Here is an 18,439-nt window from a genome sequence, read left to right on the forward strand (position 1 = left end):
ATGATCAAATTGTGATCAGCCACCCACAAAGATGTTATCAGCAAGGCCGAACAAGACAAAAAGTTATCTACACGGAAGTTTGAACAGGACGGCCACGCTAATTTAATTGGTGCTGAATTTTTAATCAACGAGAATGGCAAGATTGATATTGTTTATTCTAATCGGTCTATCGGCGGTCATTTATCAGCAAATTATATAAAATATTTTTTTTTAATAAACAACGCCGAGGCAAGCCTCGAGGTCTCGTATCTGAAGATTAAAACTCAAATTCATAGTTTGATAATGTTATTCTGGTGAGTTTTTTTGATCACAAGCTTAACAAATAATCTAATGGTTATTTTCTTCTTTCCCTTGTCAACGGTGGGTGACAATGCAGAACAATCGTTGGATACTTCTTAATAAATTTACCCAGCTAATCAAATTTCCAGTAAGGCTAAGATCAATTCTCTACTGTATAACTACTTTCAAGGACTCCGTATTAAATCGTTTCCTAAGCCATTTCTGAAGTTTTTCTTTATCTACATCCGATAGCTTTTTGTTTATTATTCCATTAAATAATGTAATAGTATCAAGATTTCCGCTATCAAGATTTTTGTAAACTACATTATCAAGGCTGTATGATTTTAAAACAGGAAATAATGCCGTCAGTTCACCTGATATATCTGGTAGAGGAGGATTGAGTTTATCGGGGGGAAGCATTCTCATTTCCGCAGTATCACGCTTGAAAACGTCTTCCATAATGCTAGCCTTAATTTGTGAAAAATCAACTTCTTGCTTAGCACTGAGGCCTTGCCGGATGATAAGTTTAGTTCCCGTTAACTTATAATTCTTAAGCCTGTTTTTAATATTTAAAATTGTGGTGTCCGGAAGTTCATAGCCTATAAGCAGTAAATCTATTTCTTTAGATTTTGAAGTGTAGTGAAAATTCTTGCTAACAACCTGCGTGTTTCTAAAAGCGAATTGCTCCCTTACAAATGCCTGAGCATTATTTTCGAAAATGCTCTTATCCACGATACCGTAAGCAAGATAAATACTTGGCAGAATTGTTATGAGTACGCTTATCAATATATAACGGGAAACCTTCCTTTCTGTATCACTGTCTTCAAAATGTTTCTTTTCAAAATGAAGAAACCGAACGATCAGATAAGTTGAGATGCAGATGAACAGGCTATTAATAAAAAACAAGTATATAGCGCCAAGAAAATAAAGCCAATTACCATTTGCAAGGCCAAATCCAGCAGTACATAATGGAGGCATTAGCGCAGTGGCAATAGCAACCCCGGGAATAACATTGCTTTTTTCACGGCGTGTCATAGCGATAATGCCTGCGAGTCCACCGGCAAATGCAATCAAAACGTCCCATGTTGAAGGTGTTGTTCGAGCAAGCAGCTCACTTTGCGCATCATGCAGCGGTGTGATTTAAAAATATAGTGTCGATGTGGCTATGCTTATGATTGTTGCGATAAGTAGGTTTCGCCCCCCATTTTAACAAGCTCAAAATCATTTGTCCCTATTCCAAGCCCAATTCCCATAATTGGACCCATAAGGGGAGAAATTAGCATGGCTCCAATGACAACTGCTGTTGAATTCATATTTAAAACAACAGATGCTATGATGATAGCAAAAATCAGTGTCCAGAGATTACCACCTACAAATACTGAGTTCTTAGTGATGGAAGCAACTACTTCGTCCTCGTTGGCATTATCGAGCTGTAGGCTGAAACGACTGATTAAAAAAGCCCTTAATTAGGCCGAAAGACCGTTCTTTTTATTCCCCATTTGATATCCTATTATCCAATTGCCTAAATTTAATCTTAGATCTTCCCGAAATTAAGGAATAATTATTTAAAGCTAGCGCTTGTACCTTAACTTCTCCTTAAAATTTTTAATGGTTTTAGATAAAAAATACTTCCTTAACTAAAACGAGTTTAAAACAGGAAAATATTAAAAGCAGATCTTAAAGCTCGCTTAATATCTCTTTCTTGCTGATTAAGGCATTAATGTTTTAGTTATAGACATCCATAAATATATTTAGCAACAGAACCAGATATCTTGCTAAGGATTTGTCTAAAAGCTACCCTGATGAAATTTCCGAGAAATTCAAGAACATTTTGCCAAAGAATAAAGTTCTCGTTTACCAAAGCATATTGCCTTGGCATAAATTTGCACAAAACTTATACAAACACCAGAAAAGCGCTGCCCAAATCTGACCTGATATATCAACAGCTAAAAAGCGCATGAATCCCCTGTTAAACTTATACACATCTCGAACCTCTACCACCAAATACTCATCAATTTGTTGGAAATATGCTATATCACGTTGCCGCTTACACTTAGCATTAGACCAAAATCATCAGCTAATGAAGGAATATTTAAGCAATGGCTTTCATCTTATCGGTTAATGGTGATAATGAGATGTATATCACAGCTATTTTCTCACAATTCATTTCCAAAAAGCTATAGCCCCGTCATACCTATTCCCCTTCACCAATCTAACAATAAAGTGCAGAACTTCATTAAAATATGGCTACAGGACTTTCCTGCAGAAATAACATTGAGGTGCTCATCACCAGGATCTTCAATATTCACTCCAACCCCTCGCGCATCAAAGTCTGGAAAACATGGAACAAAGCTATGCCTTTGATCGAAAAGCTAGCCTTAAAACTTGGAACAACAAACGGTTGATCAAGGATACTGGCATCGAAATTAGAAAAGCCGATAATTCCAAAACAGACTGCGTACGGGCTATGAACCTTTTTATTAAGTCATAGGATTTTAAAAAAACAAAGCGAATGGAGTTAAACCTGTATTTAATATATTAATATACTTTTATATTCTAACTTAGTACAAAAATACACTATATATAAATATGCCAGAACAGCAACTAGCAGAAATTGAAAAGGAACATTTCAGCACACCGCTCAAGGCAGACGCCTTCGAAATGGACGATGAGACCAAGATTTCCCTGATCAGTGAACACTTCACCAGTATAATGGAAATCCTTGGCCTAGACCTCAGTGATGATAGCCTGAAGGGAACTCCGGGCAGGATTGCAAAAATGTATGTCAAGGAAATATTCAGCGGATTGAACCCCATCAATAAGCCCGTTGCTACCCTTTTTGAAAACCCCTACCGCTATAGCGAGATGCTGGTGGAAAAGAATATCGCTGTTTTCAGTAACTGCGAGCACCATTTCGTACCCATTACCGGTAAGGCGCATGTTGCCTATATCAGCAATGGAAAAGTGATAGGCCTTTCCAAACTTAACCGCATCGTGCAATATTATTCACGAAGGCCGCAGGTACAGGAACGGCTCACCATCCAAATAGCGGAAGAGATCAAACGGGTGATGGGAACCCAGGATGTTGCGGTAATCGTTGATGCCAGCCATCACTGCGTTTCCTCCCGGGGGATCCAGGATGCCGGCAGCTCAACAGTGACCAGCTCTTACAGTGGAAAATTTAAGGACCCCGACATTAGAAACGAATTTTTAAGATACATAGGCCAATGAGATTCCAGGACAAAAACATACTCATCATAGGCGCAAGTTCAGGCATCGGACTGGACCTTTTACAGCTCCTATCAAAACAGGGTGCTAACGTTTACACAGCCTCCAGAGGCCGCTCGGAACGCTGGCCGGAATCTGTCCACTATCTGCAGATTGATGTGCTTGAAAATATGGATTCACTTTCATCTTTTCTACCAGAGGTACTCCACGGACTTGTGTACTGCGTAGGCAATATCAACCTGAAGCCCTTTCCAAGAATAACGGAAAGCGATCTGATGGAAGATTTCCGGCTAAACGTTGTCGGCGCTACTAAAACCATACAACTTTCGCTCAAAGCACTAAAAAATGCAGGCTCCTCCTCGATTGTACTGATCAGCTCAGTAGCTGCAAGAACGGGAATGGGATTCCATGCCAGTACAGCAGCATCAAAGTCAGCGATAGAAGGCCTGGCCGTATCGCTGGCAGCAGAACTCAGCTCCAACCAAATCAGGGTCAATGTAGTCTCCCCCTCACTCACCGATACCCCTCTATCGGAAAAGCTGCTCAATACACCGGAAAAAATGGAGGCATCAAAAAAAAGGCATCCGCTAGGAAAATACGGGGAGCCGGCAGACATCAGCGCAGCGGTCGCATTTCTGCTCTCATCGGAAAGCAGCTGGATAACCGGGCAAATCCTACCCGTAGACGGGGGAATGGGAAGTTTAAGGACTAATCTTTAATTCATGGATATCACAAGTCTTTCAATTTCGAAGATGGAGCGCAGCTACCGCACTTCACTCATCAATTCACTCAACGGCTATAAATGCCTGCAGCTCATTGGCACCACGGGCAAAGACGGGCATAGCAACCTCGGACTTTTCAGTTCCGTCGTACACCTAGGCTCATCTCCAGCGCTTTTAGGTGTTATATTCCGCCCAAAATCACAAAACCACGATACGCTGAGCAACATCGAACGCACCGGAACATATACCATGAACAACGTAACCCCTGACTTTTTTGAGCAGGCGCACCAGAGCAGCGCAAGATACGAAAGCGGTTTCTCTGAATTTGTGGAATGCGGGCTGACCGAACTCTTCATTACCGGATTTGATGCCCCATTTGTAGCAGAGTCCACCATCCGTATAGCGCTCAATTTAAGGGAAATTCAGCCCATCAAAATAAATAATACAACGCTGGTGATTGGCGAAGTCGTCCACATCAGTATGAACAGCCAATTTATAGCTAAGGATGGATTCATCGACCATGAAAAAGCAGGGACGGTAACAGTAAGCGGTCTGGACAGCTATCATACCACCAAGCACCTAGCCAGACTCAGCTACGCAAAACCCGGCATCCCAACGCAACGGATCTAAAGCAACCCCATGGAACAAAAAACAACAGATGTGCTAATCATCGGCGCCGGAATTGCCGGGCTTTCCGCTGCCAAACTTTTAAAGCAGGCGGGAAAGCGCGTTCTGGTCATCGAGGCATCTAACGCAATCGGAGGCCGGGTCAGAAGCGACCTTAAGGACGGATTTATTCTGGACCGCGGTTTCCAGATCCTGCTCACCGCTTACCCAGAGGCTAAAAAGCTTCTCGATTACAAAAAGCTTAACCTAAGGAGCTTTATCCCCGGCGCAGAGATTCTTGATGCCTCCGGAACCCATAAAATCGGGGATCCATTACGTGCACCCAAGATGCTGCTGAAAACACTGTTTTCCCCTGTAGGCACCCTTGGAGACAAGCTGCGCCTTTTAAAGCTAAAGTTCAGCCTGTCATTTAACACGGTAGAGGAAATATTCGAAAAAAAAGAAACCGATACGCTCAGCCATTTAAGAGATCTGGGCTTCAGCGAAATATTCATTAAAAAATTCTTCAGGCCATTTTTTTCCGGAATCTTTTTAGAAAGCAGTTTAGAGACATCAAGCAGAATGTTTGAATTTGTATTCAAAATGCTCAGCGAAGGATCTGCTGCAGTGCCCGCACTCGGCATGGGCGAAATCTCAAAACAGCTTTCTGAATGCCTGGACAGCGAAGAACTGCTGCTGCATGAAAGAATAGAGAAAATAGAAAACGGCATAGCCTATAATAGCTCAGGGATGGCATTTTCTGCCGGCAGCATCATTATCGCAACAGAGCCCAAAAGCCTGTTTGGTCAAGATAAAATCGACCAACAGCCTGGCCAGATCTGGAAACCGGCCCATACCCTGTATTTTGCAGCGCAGAAAAAAACGCCGGTCACCAGACAGATTGCACTCAACGCCCTTCATGGGCAGGTTATCAACAACATCGCCTTTATGGATCATATTTCTCCCTTCTATGCGCCTATCGGCAAGTCACTGATATCGGTTTCGTTGAAAACAGAGCAGAAAGCATCTGGAAAACATTTAGAAGAAAAGGTTAGAAAAGAGCTTGCGCAATGGTACCCGGACTCAAAAGACTGGAAACTACTGGCTAGTTACGATATATCCCATGCCCTTCCTCAAAACAAAACCACCCATAACGCAATGGACCGGGAAATATACCGCCGTCATAACGTCTTCCTCTGCGGGGACCACATGCTTAACGGATCGATAAACGGCGCAATGAAGAGCGCCTCAATAGTTGTGGAAGAAATACTTAAAGCAGCCGGCAAATAGCAAACTGATAAATCTCCTTAGGAAAAAAGGATAAACAAAAAAACAAAATCAAAGACCATGATGTACAACCTTATCGGTGAGCTTCTTACGCTTGTCAAAAAATACGAAGGCAGCGCTACGCATCCAAAAGAGGATATCTTTTCTTTCCTTGACTGGCTGAACGTGGAAAATAAAAACAAAACACCGCTCCCACAGGATGAGCCCATATGGGAGGGAAAGACAAACGGCCGCTCGGCAGACAGCGTAATCAATACTTCCCTGGTACATCTTTACCGTTACGCCAGGCTTCACGCGAAGACAGCGGTTGCCGGGAGCCCCTTTTCAACACCCGATGAATTCATTTACCTCATTACCCTATCTTCCGGTGGCAACATGAGCAAAACAGCGCTCATCAAAGCCAACATCCATGAGAAAGCAACCGGGACACTGATCATTAACAGGCTCATAGAAAAAGGCCTGGTAGAGCAGCAGGGCACAGACAGCGACAAAAGAGCCCGGATTATTCACGTCACCCCAAAAGGCAGAGCAGAACTTGGTAAAAGCATCGAGAACATCAAGCTCGCATCAGCGAAGGTGACTCAGCCCCTATCCCGAGAAGAAAAACTCGAACTTATCGGGCTTCTGCTCAAGCTCGAAGACTTCCATTATGAGCGTTCGCTTGAAAGGCCAATCTAAACAAGGCATTAAGCCTGCGGTGCAGACCTATTCACTACATAACTACACAATGAACCGAATTACCCTTTAAACCGGGTCCAAACAACAAAATCAGAACGATGAAAGCAATCTTTGACAACGTATCTTCACAGTGCAGCAAAATAGTCACCAGAAGCTACAGCACCAGCTTTTCCCTTGGCATCAGCTTCTTAAGCCCCGAGCTGCGAGGTCCCGTTTACGCCATCTACGGATTTGTAAGGCTTGCAGATGAGATCGTGGACAGCTTCCATGGATTTGATAAGGCATCCCTTCTGTTAAAATTCAACAGCGACACAATGAAGGCCATCAGTGAATCAATCAGCCTAAACCCCATCCTCAACGCCTTTCAGGCAGTAGTCAACCAGTATAAAATCGATCACGAACTCATCCATCTCTTTTTTCAGAGCATGGAAATGGATCTTAAAAAAGAAACCTATACTGAGGAAAAATACGAACGCTACATCCTGGGCTCAGCACAGGTTGTTGGATTGATGTGCCTGCACGTCTTCACCAACGGTGAGCAGACAGCATACGAGCGGTTTAAAAAACCCGCTATGAAACTGGGCTCCGCCTTCCAGAAGGTCAATTTCTTAAGAGATGTGAGCGCAGATTTTCATCTATTAAGCCGGAGCTATTTTCCCGGTGTAGACCTTTCGCAGTTTTCAGACGAGCAAAAAAAAGAAATCCAGTCAGATATCGAACTGGACTTTGATGCTGCACTTGAAGGCATAACCCAACTCCCGCCCTCATCACAAAGAGGCGTATACCTGGCTTATCTTTATTACAGAAAACTTTTTAACAAAATCAAAGGGAAAACAGCTGCACAGCTCATCGCTCAGCGCATCCGGATTTCTAACCTTTATAAATTCCGGCTTATGATACACTCGCTTCTCCCCCGCAGAAAAACAAAAAAATACCAGAGTACAGCCAGCGCAGAAAGCCAGATATCAGCAATCGCCCAACAGCCAGAGAAGGCAACAGCTATGGAAATACTGAAGCCCCAAAGCTCAAAATAATATTATAACACTGGCTGCAATGAAGATCATAAAAAAAGAAAACCTGCCTTCCAAGATTTGCGAGGTCTGCAAAAGAGCATTTTCCTTTCGAAAAAAATGGACCAGAAACTGGGAAGCGGTCAAATACTGCAGCTCAGGTTGCAGAAAAAACAGCACATCAAAACCCTAATTCAAAAACTGGAAGGCCCCTGATAATGCAGCAACCACAAATAAAAAAGCAGATGAAAGCGCAAACCTTATCCCCTATCGAAATCGACAGAATCATCGAAATGGCCTGGGAAGACCGGACAACCTTTGATGCCATCAAAACGCAGTTTGGACTGAATCACTCAAGTGTGATCTCGCTGATGCGCCAGGAAATGAAGCAGAGCAGTTTCAAGATGTGGAGAAAAAGGGTGTGCGGCAGATCGACCAAACACGCCTCTATGCGCACATCAAACATCACAACATTTAAATGCGACCGCCAGCGGGCCATTAGCGCAAACAGGATTAGCAAAAGATAAGCTTCATGGAAGAGATCTCATTTAACACAGACTACAAAGCAATACTGGAGCGTGTCGCAACTATAGATCCACTGAACTATGCCAGGACAAGAAATTTTATAAATGGCGGGGTTAGCTACCTGTCCCCCTATATTTCCCGTGGCGTCATCAGTCTGCCCGAGGTCGCAAGATCGGCGCTCCATAATGGACCTTCTGCACAAAGCGCCGAAAAATTCATCCAGGAACTCGCCTGGCGTGAATATTACCAGCAGATCTGGCAGGCCAGGCAAGCGCATATCTGGCAGGATCTGAGGCATCCGCAGCCAGATGTACAGCGGACAGACATGATCAGCGCAATAGCAAAAGCCAACACCGGCATAATATCGATCGATGAACAAATAAACAGCCTTTTCATCACGGGGTATATGCACAATCATGTTAGGATGTACCTGGCATCTATTACCTGCAATATCGCCAAAGCACACTGGATCTTGCCATCAAAATGGATGTATTACCATCTGCTCGACGGAGACATTGCGAGCAACAACTGCAGCTGGCAGTGGGTAGCCGGCGCTTTTGCAAATAAAAAATACTACTGTAACCAGGAAAATATAAACATGTACACCATGAGCACCCAGCAGGGCACCTTCCTTGACCGGCCTTATGAACAGCTTCCGGAAATGCCAATACCTGAAATTCTAAAGGAAGGCATAGCTATTGAATTAATCACAAAACTTCCCAACACCAGCCTCCCAATTATTGATACCAGCCGTCCAACGATTATCTATAACAGCTATAATCTGGATCCTATGTGGAGAAAAGATCAAAACGCTAACCGAGTGCTCCTATTAGAACCCTCCCATTTCGACCGCTTCCCGGTCAGCGAAAAAGTGATTGGATTTATTCAAGATCTTAGCCGAAATATTCCCAGCATCCAGATCTACGCAGGAGAAATAGCCGAACTGCAGGCTCTTTATAGCCAGAGCGGCCTTGCTACGGGGCAGGCCTTTATCTCAAAAGACCATCCCGCTTTCAATCATTACCCAGGGACAAGGGACAGTTACGAGCGAATATTTCCAGAAGTTACCGGCGAATACCCCTCGTTTTTCAGCTACTGGAAACGATGCAGAAAATACCTGGATAATCTGTAAACTTCTGCTTTCTCAAAGCAAGTAACAAATAATTAAAAAAGCATATCACACTAAAGAAACTACTGTAATACAGAAGAAACAATTAAAAAAAACGCAGAGTTTATCCTAAACCTAAACATTATGGGCACAGGATTTGAGGAGCTATCACCATGAAAACAAAATACCTATATCTATCGCTCGGAACGGCCGCAATCTCGCTTCTGCTGCTGCAGTCATGCGCGGTAAAGTCAAAAGACGTAATCGCTGTCAAAAACTTCAATAGCGAAAAATATCTGGGCAAATGGTACGAAATCGCAAGGTTCGATTATTCCTTTGAAAAAAACATGGACAACACCACCGCTGAGTACGCCCTTAATCCGGACGGTAGTATAAAAGTGATAAACAAAGGCTTCAACTATAAAAAAAACAAATGGAGCTCCGCTCAAGGCAAGGCTAAGTTTATCGGATCAAAAAGTGAAGCTAAACTAAAGGTTTCCTTTTTCGGGCCCTTTTACGGAGGCTACAATATTGTAAGTATCGATAAGGACTATCAGAACGCATTGATATATGGAAGTAGCACTAAATACATCTGGCTGCTCTCCAGAACCCCAAAATTGGATAGCAAGACCAAGGAAGCTTTTTTAGCTAAAGCAAGACAGGACGGCTACAATACCGGAAAGCTGATCTGGGTAAAGCATGATAAAGATTAAATCTGACAGCTGTTTAGGGTCAGTTACAAACAAAAGAACTGCCCAAACGTGATCGAGTAGGAAGGGAATCATTAATTGACTACCTGTCCCTCTCACACCTTTGTACGTACCGTTCGGTATACAGCGGTTTGTTGAAACAGTATCTCTTGACAACCGATGATATTCACCTGTTATCAAATCTAAAGAAAATGCCGGAAAATGAAAAAATTTCAGGCTATCCGAAACTAATCAAACGTTAAAAGTATTCTAAGGCAATAGCCAAATTATCCCTCACTATTCATTTGGTGCGGGCGTCAATATAGGCTCGGTGAAATAAATATTGGGATTCCTGAACATGCGCTGGGTCTGGGGGCATATTCAGTTGATTTACAGTTGGCCAAGTGCACTGATTCAATAATGAAATAACTACCCTTAAAAACAGAAAGGAATTCTGCTAACCATAGCTTGGCCATTGTCACATCATATTTCGAGAAGGGCGCTATCACTAGAATACAAAAAGGATAGCTATTTTACCCTTGCCAAATACCTTATTTAAGTAATGAAAGGAATCAACTTCTACTTGAAAAATATTTGAAACCATCAATGCCCGTTGTGCCGTGCGCCATTAAGACATTTATATCCTTTTCCGTCATAGCGTTAATGTATTTACTGGTTATTATCTGCGCACCATATTCATCCAGAACAGGCCCTATCTGATTGTAGCCGAAGTTTATAGTAGCATCACTTCCTTCGACTGGAAAGCATGCGTTCATATTTTTCAGGCTAATCTCAGTTCTATTATTATGGATCAAGTAATGTTCTAGGTTGAGGATATTACAGATTGTGATGGTAGAAGAGATTAATTTCCCTTGATTGAGTTGCAGGTTATCTGGGTAGGAAGATAGGTCAACACTTTTTAAAATGAGCAGCTCTGAGAATTCTTATTCAATGAGCAGGTCGTAATCCACCAGCGCCTTGAATAACTTTTCGCTCACCCCTTGCTGTTCAGCAAAATCATACTATTTACTTCGCTGACTATTAAAATTTTTCTTTTAAGACCCTTCAACTTTGGCTGGAATTTATTTGATTTTTTAATATCGCTGATTTTTCAACTAAGCTTTATTGTTCAAAGGCTCCCCTATCTCTAATCGATTTTTTAGGTCGTTTGGTTCTTTGAATATCATAAGGCTGGGGAATTTCATCAATACCCGAATTAATACCTTTACTATTTTTTGAAAGTTTAAAATTTGCCTTTCTTAAATCTTTATCAATCTTTATGAACAAAGGGTCTGCTATGATATCCTTTTCTCCTTTGAATACTTGCTGCTCATTGGGATATAAATTGTAGTCCCACCTTATATTTTTGTTTTTATTATTTGAAGTTACTTTTCCCCCTGGACGGGGAACAATAATATTGTTCAAGAAAATGATATCTTCTGAATTATTCGCAAATAATTCTTGATAACCAACTGTTTGTCCGTTCCAATAAGTTGTATTGTTAATGATATCTACATATTTTGTTCTAAAAACATGAATGCCTGAACCACCATTAAAGGCACTTAGATTATTTGCAATTAATGCTCTACCCTTCCATTCGGGTCTTTGCATATTTTTTTGTTTTTCGGGTAATAAATTTTCGCTTTGATGTTTTGTAACTACTGCAACGTCGGCATTTGGATTAGTAGCACCATTTTTTTTTAAATCTGTAACATCTATCAGAATGCCGTTTCCATCGCTTAGTTTACCGGTCTTTTCCCAAGGAACCAAAGTTTTATTGTCCCAAACATAGTTCCGCTGTATCACCATGTGATAACCTGGAGAATCATCGAATGCCCAATTATTTAGTGTAGTAATCCCTGAACCAGCATAACGCATGTACCAAGCGTTTTCAAAAACCTTGCAATCTTCTACAATTACATAATCTGCTTCTAAAATGGTTATTCCACCACCGGGACATTTACCTACCGTGCTGTTTTTAATTATGATATGGTGAGGTTTTTGATAAGGTGAATTCTTTCGACCATCAATTGTGATACCGTTTGTATTATATAATGGATTAGGTGTTTTATTTTTTGCATCAGTTAATGCGGCTAATAAGTTTATTGAATCATTAGCGCCTAAAATTGTTATGCCATCAATAATTTCATAAGAGGCTGTTATACTCACCCCTGCCCAACCAACTGGACGAATGGTAGGATGAGTACCTGGTAATGCTTTCCAAGAAATCCATGCATTGGGTTTTCCTGATCGATGAATTCTTAAAACTGCCCCACCATCATATTTATCATCATTGGTATAATCACCATTTCCTAAATACACAACATCCCCTGGCTGCACCACGTCAGCTGCTTTTTGCAATGACCTAAAAGCGGTCTCCTCTGTTTTCCCATTATTATTGTCATCACCATCTACGGCCACGTATAACGTTCGAGCATTTACACTTGTGTTGAATCCGACACTTAAAATCACTACTAAAAAGCACCTTACTTTTTTTTTAAAACTTTTCATGAGCAACTTTTCTTAACAGCATATATTGTTACGGTATTCAGACCGCAGGTTTAAGCCATCATCATCGAAATTCTGATATACCTTACCGCTGACGATTAAATTTATTGATTTGATTTTTTTTTACGGTACAACTACCACATTAGTAGATATTGCTTGATTTGTAGCACCTAAAGCTCCAATTGAAGTTAACGTTACAGTATAGGTACCAGAATTAGTATATACATGGCTAGGAGATTTAGTAGTCACGGCCTGACTTCCATCACCAAAGTTCCAAGAATAATTTACTCCATTGGTTGATATATTATTAAATGAAACACTTTTCCCATTAACAATTGAAGTGAATTGAGATGTTGGAATTAAAAACGCAGGATTTATTACAATAACTACATTATTGTATAAAATATTGGAAGCAACATTCGGACTAGCAACTCTAACCGCGATTGCATGATTGGTATTTAGATTAGACAGCAAATATGGCAAATCAACAGAAATGGTAAAAGGTGCAATCTCAGCACCATCTGGAATAGTAACGGACTGTTCAATTGTATATCTGTTAGCCGGTAACAATACAGTATTAGCCAGAAAATTATTTGAAATTAATTTGGTAACCGTATCTGTAGGTGTTGTGATGTTAACATTAACTACACCGTTTCGTTGTGTACCACTCCGGTAAACTCCTAGCGGCACATTAAACTTATTGGCTGAGCTGTTTATAACATATCTAAAAACTTGCCCTGGTGTAGCTAAAGTATTAATGTTGTAAATGCCATTGCCGCCAATACCAAGAGCAGCAACCGAAGCTGCTGGTAAATAAATTTTCTGCTCTGCAAAAGAAACCTCTGCTACCTCCTGGTATTTACACGATGAAATCAACATAGCAATAAGAACGCTAAAGAGCATTATATTTACGTTATTGAAGAATTTTATTTTTTTCATAATTTCTTAAACTTAAAAATCTTAATATTAGGTTACCAATTAGGATTTTGTTTGATACCCGGAGCCAGGTTTAAATCTTCTTGTGGTATTGGATATAAATACATTTTTCTAGCATCAAAAGACCTATTTTCAACCACAAATGGTGTGTAAGAGAAAGTGGTAAGAGAAATAGCTTTAATATCAACTCCGCGAAGTGGAGCACCTAAAGTTTGTGGTGCAATCATCCAACGTCTTACATCCCATGCCCGATGATCTTCAAATGCAAATTCTACCCTTCTCTCTTGTATAATCCTATCCTTTACAGCCTGACGAGTATTTACTGTGGCCGGAATCAATGGCATTGCTATACCAGTCCGGCTTCTCACCCTGTTAATATATGCCCTTGCGGTCGCCAGATCTCCCAATTCATTTACGGCTTCTGCGTAGTTTAAATATATTTCAGATAATCTAAAGTAATTCCAGCTATGTACCGCCGTTGCCGTTGGTGTATTGTTGATGTATTTTTTGATATAATAACCAGTTTTTGTGGCGTCAGGAATTGGCTTTGCATCAAGTCCACCATTATAAATTTGAAGCACCCTGTTGAAACCAGCTGTGTTGATCAGCTGTTTATTGTTTACAGCAATGCTGAAATCAAGACGAGGATCTCTAGCATTGTCACCAGTACCCGAAGTATAAATATTGGCTACATGTACCGGATTGTTCCAATCAAATGCTACTGCAGTTTGGGTTGCTCCCGTACCTTGTCTAATCTCATAAGCATCTACCAAATTCTGGGAAGGGTTGGTTCCGCTTTTCCCCTGTAAACCTATTGGAAAATTCGCTTGTTCGAAGCTGTTTGAAGCCGTATTTCTTCTGGCAAATATAATCTCAGTTTGGTTGAAACTTGCTGCATTAAACTGATTGGGATAGGTGTTGGTTAAACTTGATACATTATAAGCGTTAATTAGATCTAGTGCTGCATTAGCTGCAGCCTGCCAGCGTTGTGTACGAGTAGTTGTATTACTTGATAAAGAAATCAATTCGGGGTTAGAATAGCCACCCGCCCATGAGGGATCATTAAACAAATCGCTGGCTGCGTACAAAAGCACCCTGCTTTTTAATGCCATGGCTGCCCCCCTACTTACCCTTCCTAGTTCTAATTGACCCGAAGTATACCTTAAAGGAATTTGAGTTGGGGTTCTATCTACATCCGTACCTGGTACAGTCGCATTAATTATCGCATCGCACTCACTAACAATAAAGTTAATACATTCGTCCAATGAATTTCTCTTAGTCGTACCCACGATTTCTGTGCCCTCCGTTTGTTTAAAAATAGGCACTCCACCGTAACGTTTTACCAATTCAAAATAGAAGAAAGCTCGTAAAAACCTTGCTTCGTATTTCCATACAGCAATTTCATAAGACCTTTGTCTGAATATGGCTTGTTGAGCGCCAGATGGGTCTAATTTATAAAGGTCTAGATTAATGTTATCGGAAGATTCAAGAAATAAATTTGCTCGTCTTATTGCCCTATAATAAGATGGCCAAACGTTATTAGGATTATTAATGGAATTCCAACTACCATTATTGAAATTTTGAACACTACTATTTTCCTGGGCATGTTCTGCCTCATCAGTAGCAGAAGCCATCATGGCTGTTCCACCAATATTTAAAAAACCCTCTTGGAGTTCTACATATACTGCATTCAGTAGCTGAGATGTACGCTCATAGGATGTTTCTATTTGTTCTTTTGTTAAATCTGTTACGATTTCTCTATCGAGCTTTTGACAAGCAGATAGAAACAGAATGGCAACTAAAAGCAAGTGATATAATCTATTTTTCATTATTTTAATTTTAAATAAATTCGTTTGAATTCTATCTTTTATGAGTTGTCGATTAAAATCCCACCCTTAAACCCACGGAATAGCTCTGTAGTGGTGGATATCCAGTATCTAAAGATTCTGGGTCTCCGTAAGGAATTTTATCAATTGAAAGTAAATTTGTTCCATTTATGAATATTCTGCCGTTGGTTAGTTTAATTTTTTGCAATAATGATTTCTTAAAACTATAACCAATTTCAACGCTTCTCAATTTAATGAAGCTACCATCTCGCTCATAAAATGATGAAAAACGATAATTATTCTGATTTCCGTTTAAAGATAACCGTGGAAACTCAGCGGTTGCAGCCGTTGTGGGCGTCCATCTTTCTAAAGCAATGGCTGAAGCACTGGCATTGGCATTTTGAAACTGACTAAAATATGAGCCATTTAAAAACACAGACCTTCCGGTAACGCCCTGAATGACAAAATCTAAATCAAATCCTTTGTATTTTAGGCCAGAATGAAAACCTAAAGATAAATTTGGAGTGCCAGGATTACCTACAACAACATTGTCGTTGCCATCTATAATTCCATCAGGAATCCCATTAGGTCCTCCAATATCGGCGTATTTAATGTCCCCAACTCTAACATTAGCACCAATTGGTTTAGCACTAGCATCTACATCCGCTTGGTTTTGAAATAAGCCTAAAGCCCTCAAACCGAAAGGCACGCCAATTGGTAAACCCGTTGTTAAGGTAGACCTATTTAAATCAGGCGATTCATCACTGAAAATAATTTTGTTTTTTGCATAAAACACATTTGCTTCTGCAAAAAAGCTAAGCGCCTTAGAAGACTTATTATTATAACTCATTACGGCCTCAAACCCTTTATTATTTACTTTTCCAACATTTAATAGCGGAAATTGATTGTATCCTAAAAACATCGGAATACTGGCACTTGATGCTCCACCAGTTGCATTAACTGATGGTAATAAATCATATCTATCTCGATCAAAGAGATCCATCGAGAATTTAAATTGATTTTTTAAAATAATTTCGGCTCCGATGTTGGCCACTTTTTCTTTTTCCCACGTAATATTTGGGTTGGCCAAACGACCTTCTGTTAAAGAAAAAACGGTTGTACTGGCACCAAATACATAAGATGCGCCAGAGGGATACCGTTGTTCGAATAGAAACCTTCCACCAATATTATCATTTCCGGTAAGACCGTACGAGCCTCTTAATTTTAAAAGACTTATGGTCCTATTATTTTTCAAAAAATCCTCATTAGATGCTATCCATCCCACAGATGCTGCTGGAAAAAACCCGTAACGGTTTCCTTTTGCAAAATTCTCTGAACCCATAAAACCAAAAGAAACCTCAGCGATGTATTTATTATTGTTTACATAAGTTACTCGACCACCGCCGCCATTTGTTTTATAAGGCAGAGCATTATTTGCTGCTGAGGTTGTAGGTTGCTCTCTAATGATATTGTAAGAATCGGAGTTGTAAAATAATAATCCTGTTATACCGTGAATACCAAAAGTTCTATTATAGTTTAATGAAGATTGAATGCCAAAACTTCGGTTTTCTCCAGGATATAGTTCCTGACCACTCAGTATCAGATTAGGTTCTGCAATCGCAGGCGAATATACTGCCGTACCACTATTATTACTAATGATGTACCTTTGAACTTGTTTAGTTTTACCCGAGCCACCTTGAAAATAGTTATTGAAAGATATACTTGCTGAAGCACTTAATCCCTGGGTTATAAAATCAAGATCGTGCCTTAAACTGAAATTAGATTGAAATGTACGGGCGTTATATTCAAAAAAACCGGTCCCTGCTAAATTAGCAATTGGGTTTGTTAAACCAGCTGTACCTGCAAAAGAACCATTTGGAATCGCTGCTCCAGTCACAGTAACCGAATTATCAGGGATACGAACTGGGAAAGCGTTAGGCGGAGTAGAAGCAAAAGCATTGAATGAACCACCCGAAGTAATTTGGTATGGATTCGCTTTATCTTCCACATTTCCACCTAGTAATAATGTTGCAGAAAATCTTTTGGTAATATTTACCTCTATGTTAGATCTGAAATTATACCTACTATAAGTCGAATTGCTACTTTCTTGATCATCATCTCCAAAGTTTTTATACAAACCTTGTTGATTTATGGCATTTAAAGCGACAAAATACCTAACTGTTTTATCTCCTCCGCTAAAATTTAAATTATAATTAGAAACAGGTGCTGTTTTCCTCAAAGCCTCGTCATACCAATTTATGTTAGGATATAAGGTTGGGTTATTACCCGTTTTATAAGACTCTAATGCAGTAGCATCATATAGAGGTGGCCTTCCATCATTTGCTGCCGCCTCATTGTACAAGCTAGCATAATCAAAAGAGTTAAGTGTTTTTGGAATTGAAGTTGCTCTATTGAAGCCCAATTGCGAACTGAAGCCAATAGATAAAGGGCCAGCTTTACCTCTTTTAGTGGTAACCAACAATACGCCATTTGCGCCTCTAAAACCATAAACAGCCAAGGCTGAGGCGTCTTTTAATAATGATATCTCCTCTATTTCTTCTGCTACAAGTAGTTCATACGAACCAATAAAGCCATCAACTATCACTAATGGTTCTTGACTTACTTGACCTTGATAGGAATTTCTACCTCTTGATAATAATGAAGGTCTATCATAACCTGCTTCAGAACCTCCTTGAGAAACCGTTAATCCAGCTAAACGACCATATAGTTTGTTGCCAAGATTAGTATTGAAATTTTTGGTGAGGATATCGCCTTTGATCGTAGAGATGGCGCTGGTAATGAGCACTGAATCTTGACGACTATAGCCAATATATCTTTGCACATTTCTTGGCATAATTTTAATGGAATCAGTTTTCAAACCGCTTTTTGAATCATTTTTCCCTTTCTGCTTAACTTGCGCCAGAGCATCGGATTGGAAGAATGTAAATACAGCTGTAAAAATTATAATTGGGTAATATCTTAATTTCATAATTAATCTGTAATTGGTTATCAATTAATTGATAATTTCAGTTGAACC

Annotated in this window: 17 protein-coding genes; 10 read left to right on the forward strand and 7 right to left on the reverse strand. The window is 40.3% G+C overall.

From position 1 onward, the window contains the following. Nucleotides 1–447: 447 nt before the first annotated feature. Both ACFOUY_RS19040 and ACFOUY_RS19045 read right to left on the reverse strand, forming a co-directional pair. A complete protein-coding gene (locus ACFOUY_RS19040) occupies nucleotides 448–1,419 on the reverse strand; it encodes a DUF389 domain-containing protein (protein WP_378962898.1) in 972 nt (323 codons plus the stop codon). 29 nt (nucleotides 1,420–1,448) lie between these two features. Beyond that, on the reverse strand, nucleotides 1,449–1,592 hold the full coding sequence (locus ACFOUY_RS19045; protein ID WP_378962855.1) for a DUF389 domain-containing protein: 144 nt from the start codon (nucleotides 1,590–1,592) through the stop codon (nucleotides 1,449–1,451). A 1,276-nt stretch (nucleotides 1,593–2,868) separates the two neighbouring features. On the opposite strand from ACFOUY_RS19045, the gene folE reads away from it, so the two are divergent. The 10 genes from folE (at nucleotide 2,869) to ACFOUY_RS19095 (ending at nucleotide 10,156) form a co-directional block, all read left to right on the forward strand. Continuing rightward, nucleotides 2,869–3,510, forward strand: coding sequence for a GTP cyclohydrolase I FolE (folE, locus tag ACFOUY_RS19050; protein WP_378962856.1), 642 nt, complete (start codon nucleotides 2,869–2,871; stop codon nucleotides 3,508–3,510). After that, nucleotides 3,507–4,226 carry an SDR family NAD(P)-dependent oxidoreductase gene (locus tag ACFOUY_RS19055; RefSeq protein ID WP_378962857.1) on the forward strand — a complete coding sequence of 240 codons (720 nt, stop codon included), beginning with the start codon at nucleotides 3,507–3,509 and terminating at the stop codon, nucleotides 4,224–4,226. Before folE ends, ACFOUY_RS19055 begins: the two co-directional genes overlap by 4 nt. Nucleotides 4,227–4,229: 3 nt before the next feature. Beyond that, nucleotides 4,230–4,859, forward strand: coding sequence for a flavin reductase family protein (locus tag ACFOUY_RS19060; protein ID WP_378962858.1), 630 nt, complete (start codon nucleotides 4,230–4,232; stop codon nucleotides 4,857–4,859). Between the two features lie 9 nt (nucleotides 4,860–4,868). After that, nucleotides 4,869–6,125 (forward strand): NAD(P)/FAD-dependent oxidoreductase, encoded by a 1,257-nt coding sequence (locus ACFOUY_RS19065; RefSeq protein ID WP_378962859.1) that lies wholly within the window; start codon nucleotides 4,869–4,871, stop codon nucleotides 6,123–6,125. 57 nt (nucleotides 6,126–6,182) lie between these two features. Continuing rightward, nucleotides 6,183–6,800, forward strand: coding sequence for a MarR family winged helix-turn-helix transcriptional regulator (locus ACFOUY_RS19070; RefSeq protein ID WP_378962860.1), 618 nt, complete (start codon nucleotides 6,183–6,185; stop codon nucleotides 6,798–6,800). A 98-nt stretch (nucleotides 6,801–6,898) separates the two neighbouring features. Beyond that, a complete protein-coding gene (locus ACFOUY_RS19075; RefSeq protein ID WP_378962861.1) occupies nucleotides 6,899–7,834 on the forward strand; it encodes a phytoene/squalene synthase family protein in 936 nt (311 codons plus the stop codon). Nucleotides 7,835–7,853: 19 nt separating this feature from the next. Further along, nucleotides 7,854–8,003 (forward strand): DUF2256 domain-containing protein, encoded by a 150-nt coding sequence (locus ACFOUY_RS19080; RefSeq protein WP_378962862.1) that lies wholly within the window; start codon nucleotides 7,854–7,856, stop codon nucleotides 8,001–8,003. 52 nt (nucleotides 8,004–8,055) lie between these two features. Continuing rightward, nucleotides 8,056–8,337: a TIGR03643 family protein gene (locus ACFOUY_RS19085; protein WP_378962863.1), complete on the forward strand. Its 282-nt coding sequence runs from the start codon at nucleotides 8,056–8,058 to the stop codon at nucleotides 8,335–8,337. A gap of 5 nt (nucleotides 8,338–8,342) precedes the next feature. Further along, nucleotides 8,343–9,467 (forward strand): FAD-binding domain-containing protein, encoded by a 1,125-nt coding sequence (locus ACFOUY_RS19090; protein ID WP_378962864.1) that lies wholly within the window; start codon nucleotides 8,343–8,345, stop codon nucleotides 9,465–9,467. Between the two features lie 149 nt (nucleotides 9,468–9,616). Beyond that, complete coding sequence (locus tag ACFOUY_RS19095; protein ID WP_378962865.1) at nucleotides 9,617–10,156, forward strand: lipocalin family protein; 540 nt, start codon at nucleotides 9,617–9,619, stop codon at nucleotides 10,154–10,156. A 548-nt stretch (nucleotides 10,157–10,704) separates the two neighbouring features. On the opposite strand, the gene ACFOUY_RS19100 is transcribed toward ACFOUY_RS19095, so the two are convergent. The 5 genes from ACFOUY_RS19100 to ACFOUY_RS19120 all read right to left on the reverse strand — a co-directional run bounded on the left by ACFOUY_RS19100 (nucleotide 10,705) and on the right by ACFOUY_RS19120 (nucleotide 18,391). After that, the gene (locus tag ACFOUY_RS19100) at nucleotides 10,705–10,908 is read right to left on the reverse strand and encodes a hypothetical protein (RefSeq protein WP_378962866.1); all 204 of its coding nucleotides are present in this window, start codon (nucleotides 10,906–10,908) and stop codon (nucleotides 10,705–10,707) included. A 346-nt stretch (nucleotides 10,909–11,254) separates the two neighbouring features. Further along, nucleotides 11,255–12,643 (reverse strand): right-handed parallel beta-helix repeat-containing protein, encoded by a 1,389-nt coding sequence (locus tag ACFOUY_RS19105; RefSeq protein WP_378962867.1) that lies wholly within the window; start codon nucleotides 12,641–12,643, stop codon nucleotides 11,255–11,257. Nucleotides 12,644–12,763: 120 nt separating this feature from the next. Beyond that, a complete protein-coding gene (locus tag ACFOUY_RS19110; RefSeq protein ID WP_378962868.1) occupies nucleotides 12,764–13,579 on the reverse strand; it encodes a PKD domain-containing protein in 816 nt (271 codons plus the stop codon). Between the two features lie 32 nt (nucleotides 13,580–13,611). Then, nucleotides 13,612–15,405, reverse strand: a complete 1,794-nt coding sequence (locus ACFOUY_RS19115) for a RagB/SusD family nutrient uptake outer membrane protein (protein ID WP_378962869.1) — start codon at nucleotides 15,403–15,405, stop codon at nucleotides 13,612–13,614. A 52-nt stretch (nucleotides 15,406–15,457) separates the two neighbouring features. Next, nucleotides 15,458–18,391, reverse strand: coding sequence for a SusC/RagA family TonB-linked outer membrane protein (locus ACFOUY_RS19120; protein WP_378962870.1), 2,934 nt, complete (start codon nucleotides 18,389–18,391; stop codon nucleotides 15,458–15,460). Nucleotides 18,392–18,439 lie beyond the last annotated feature (48 nt).

This window comes from Pedobacter jamesrossensis (assembly GCF_042650905.1).
In the GTDB taxonomy this organism is placed as follows: domain Bacteria; phylum Bacteroidota; class Bacteroidia; order Sphingobacteriales; family Sphingobacteriaceae; genus Pedobacter; species Pedobacter jamesrossensis.

Bases quoted from the DNA above. Each gene is read 5' to 3' on its own strand.
- ACFOUY_RS19045 (WP_378962855.1), bottom strand. From the start codon at position 1,592: ATGAATTCAACAGCAGTTGTCATTGGAGCCATGCTAATTTCTCCCCTT.
- folE (WP_378962856.1), top strand. From the start codon at position 2,869: ATGCCAGAACAGCAACTAGCAGAAATTGAAAAGGAACATTTCAGCACA.
- ACFOUY_RS19055 (WP_378962857.1), top strand. From the start codon at position 3,507: ATGAGATTCCAGGACAAAAACATACTCATCATAGGCGCAAGTTCAGGC.
- ACFOUY_RS19060 (WP_378962858.1), top strand. From the start codon at position 4,230: ATGGATATCACAAGTCTTTCAATTTCGAAGATGGAGCGCAGCTACCGC.
- ACFOUY_RS19065 (WP_378962859.1), top strand. From the start codon at position 4,869: ATGGAACAAAAAACAACAGATGTGCTAATCATCGGCGCCGGAATTGCC.
- ACFOUY_RS19070 (WP_378962860.1), top strand. From the start codon at position 6,183: ATGATGTACAACCTTATCGGTGAGCTTCTTACGCTTGTCAAAAAATAC.
- ACFOUY_RS19075 (WP_378962861.1), top strand. From the start codon at position 6,899: ATGAAAGCAATCTTTGACAACGTATCTTCACAGTGCAGCAAAATAGTC.
- ACFOUY_RS19080 (WP_378962862.1), top strand. From the start codon at position 7,854: ATGAAGATCATAAAAAAAGAAAACCTGCCTTCCAAGATTTGCGAGGTC.
- ACFOUY_RS19085 (WP_378962863.1), top strand. From the start codon at position 8,056: ATGAAAGCGCAAACCTTATCCCCTATCGAAATCGACAGAATCATCGAA.
- ACFOUY_RS19090 (WP_378962864.1), top strand. From the start codon at position 8,343: ATGGAAGAGATCTCATTTAACACAGACTACAAAGCAATACTGGAGCGT.
- ACFOUY_RS19095 (WP_378962865.1), top strand. From the start codon at position 9,617: ATGAAAACAAAATACCTATATCTATCGCTCGGAACGGCCGCAATCTCG.
- ACFOUY_RS19100 (WP_378962866.1), bottom strand. From the start codon at position 10,908: ATGAACGCATGCTTTCCAGTCGAAGGAAGTGATGCTACTATAAACTTC.
- ACFOUY_RS19105 (WP_378962867.1), bottom strand. From the start codon at position 12,643: ATGAAAAGTTTTAAAAAAAAAGTAAGGTGCTTTTTAGTAGTGATTTTA.
- ACFOUY_RS19110 (WP_378962868.1), bottom strand. From the start codon at position 13,579: ATGAAAAAAATAAAATTCTTCAATAACGTAAATATAATGCTCTTTAGC.
- ACFOUY_RS19115 (WP_378962869.1), bottom strand. From the start codon at position 15,405: ATGAAAAATAGATTATATCACTTGCTTTTAGTTGCCATTCTGTTTCTA.
- ACFOUY_RS19120 (WP_378962870.1), bottom strand. From the start codon at position 18,391: ATGAAATTAAGATATTACCCAATTATAATTTTTACAGCTGTATTTACA.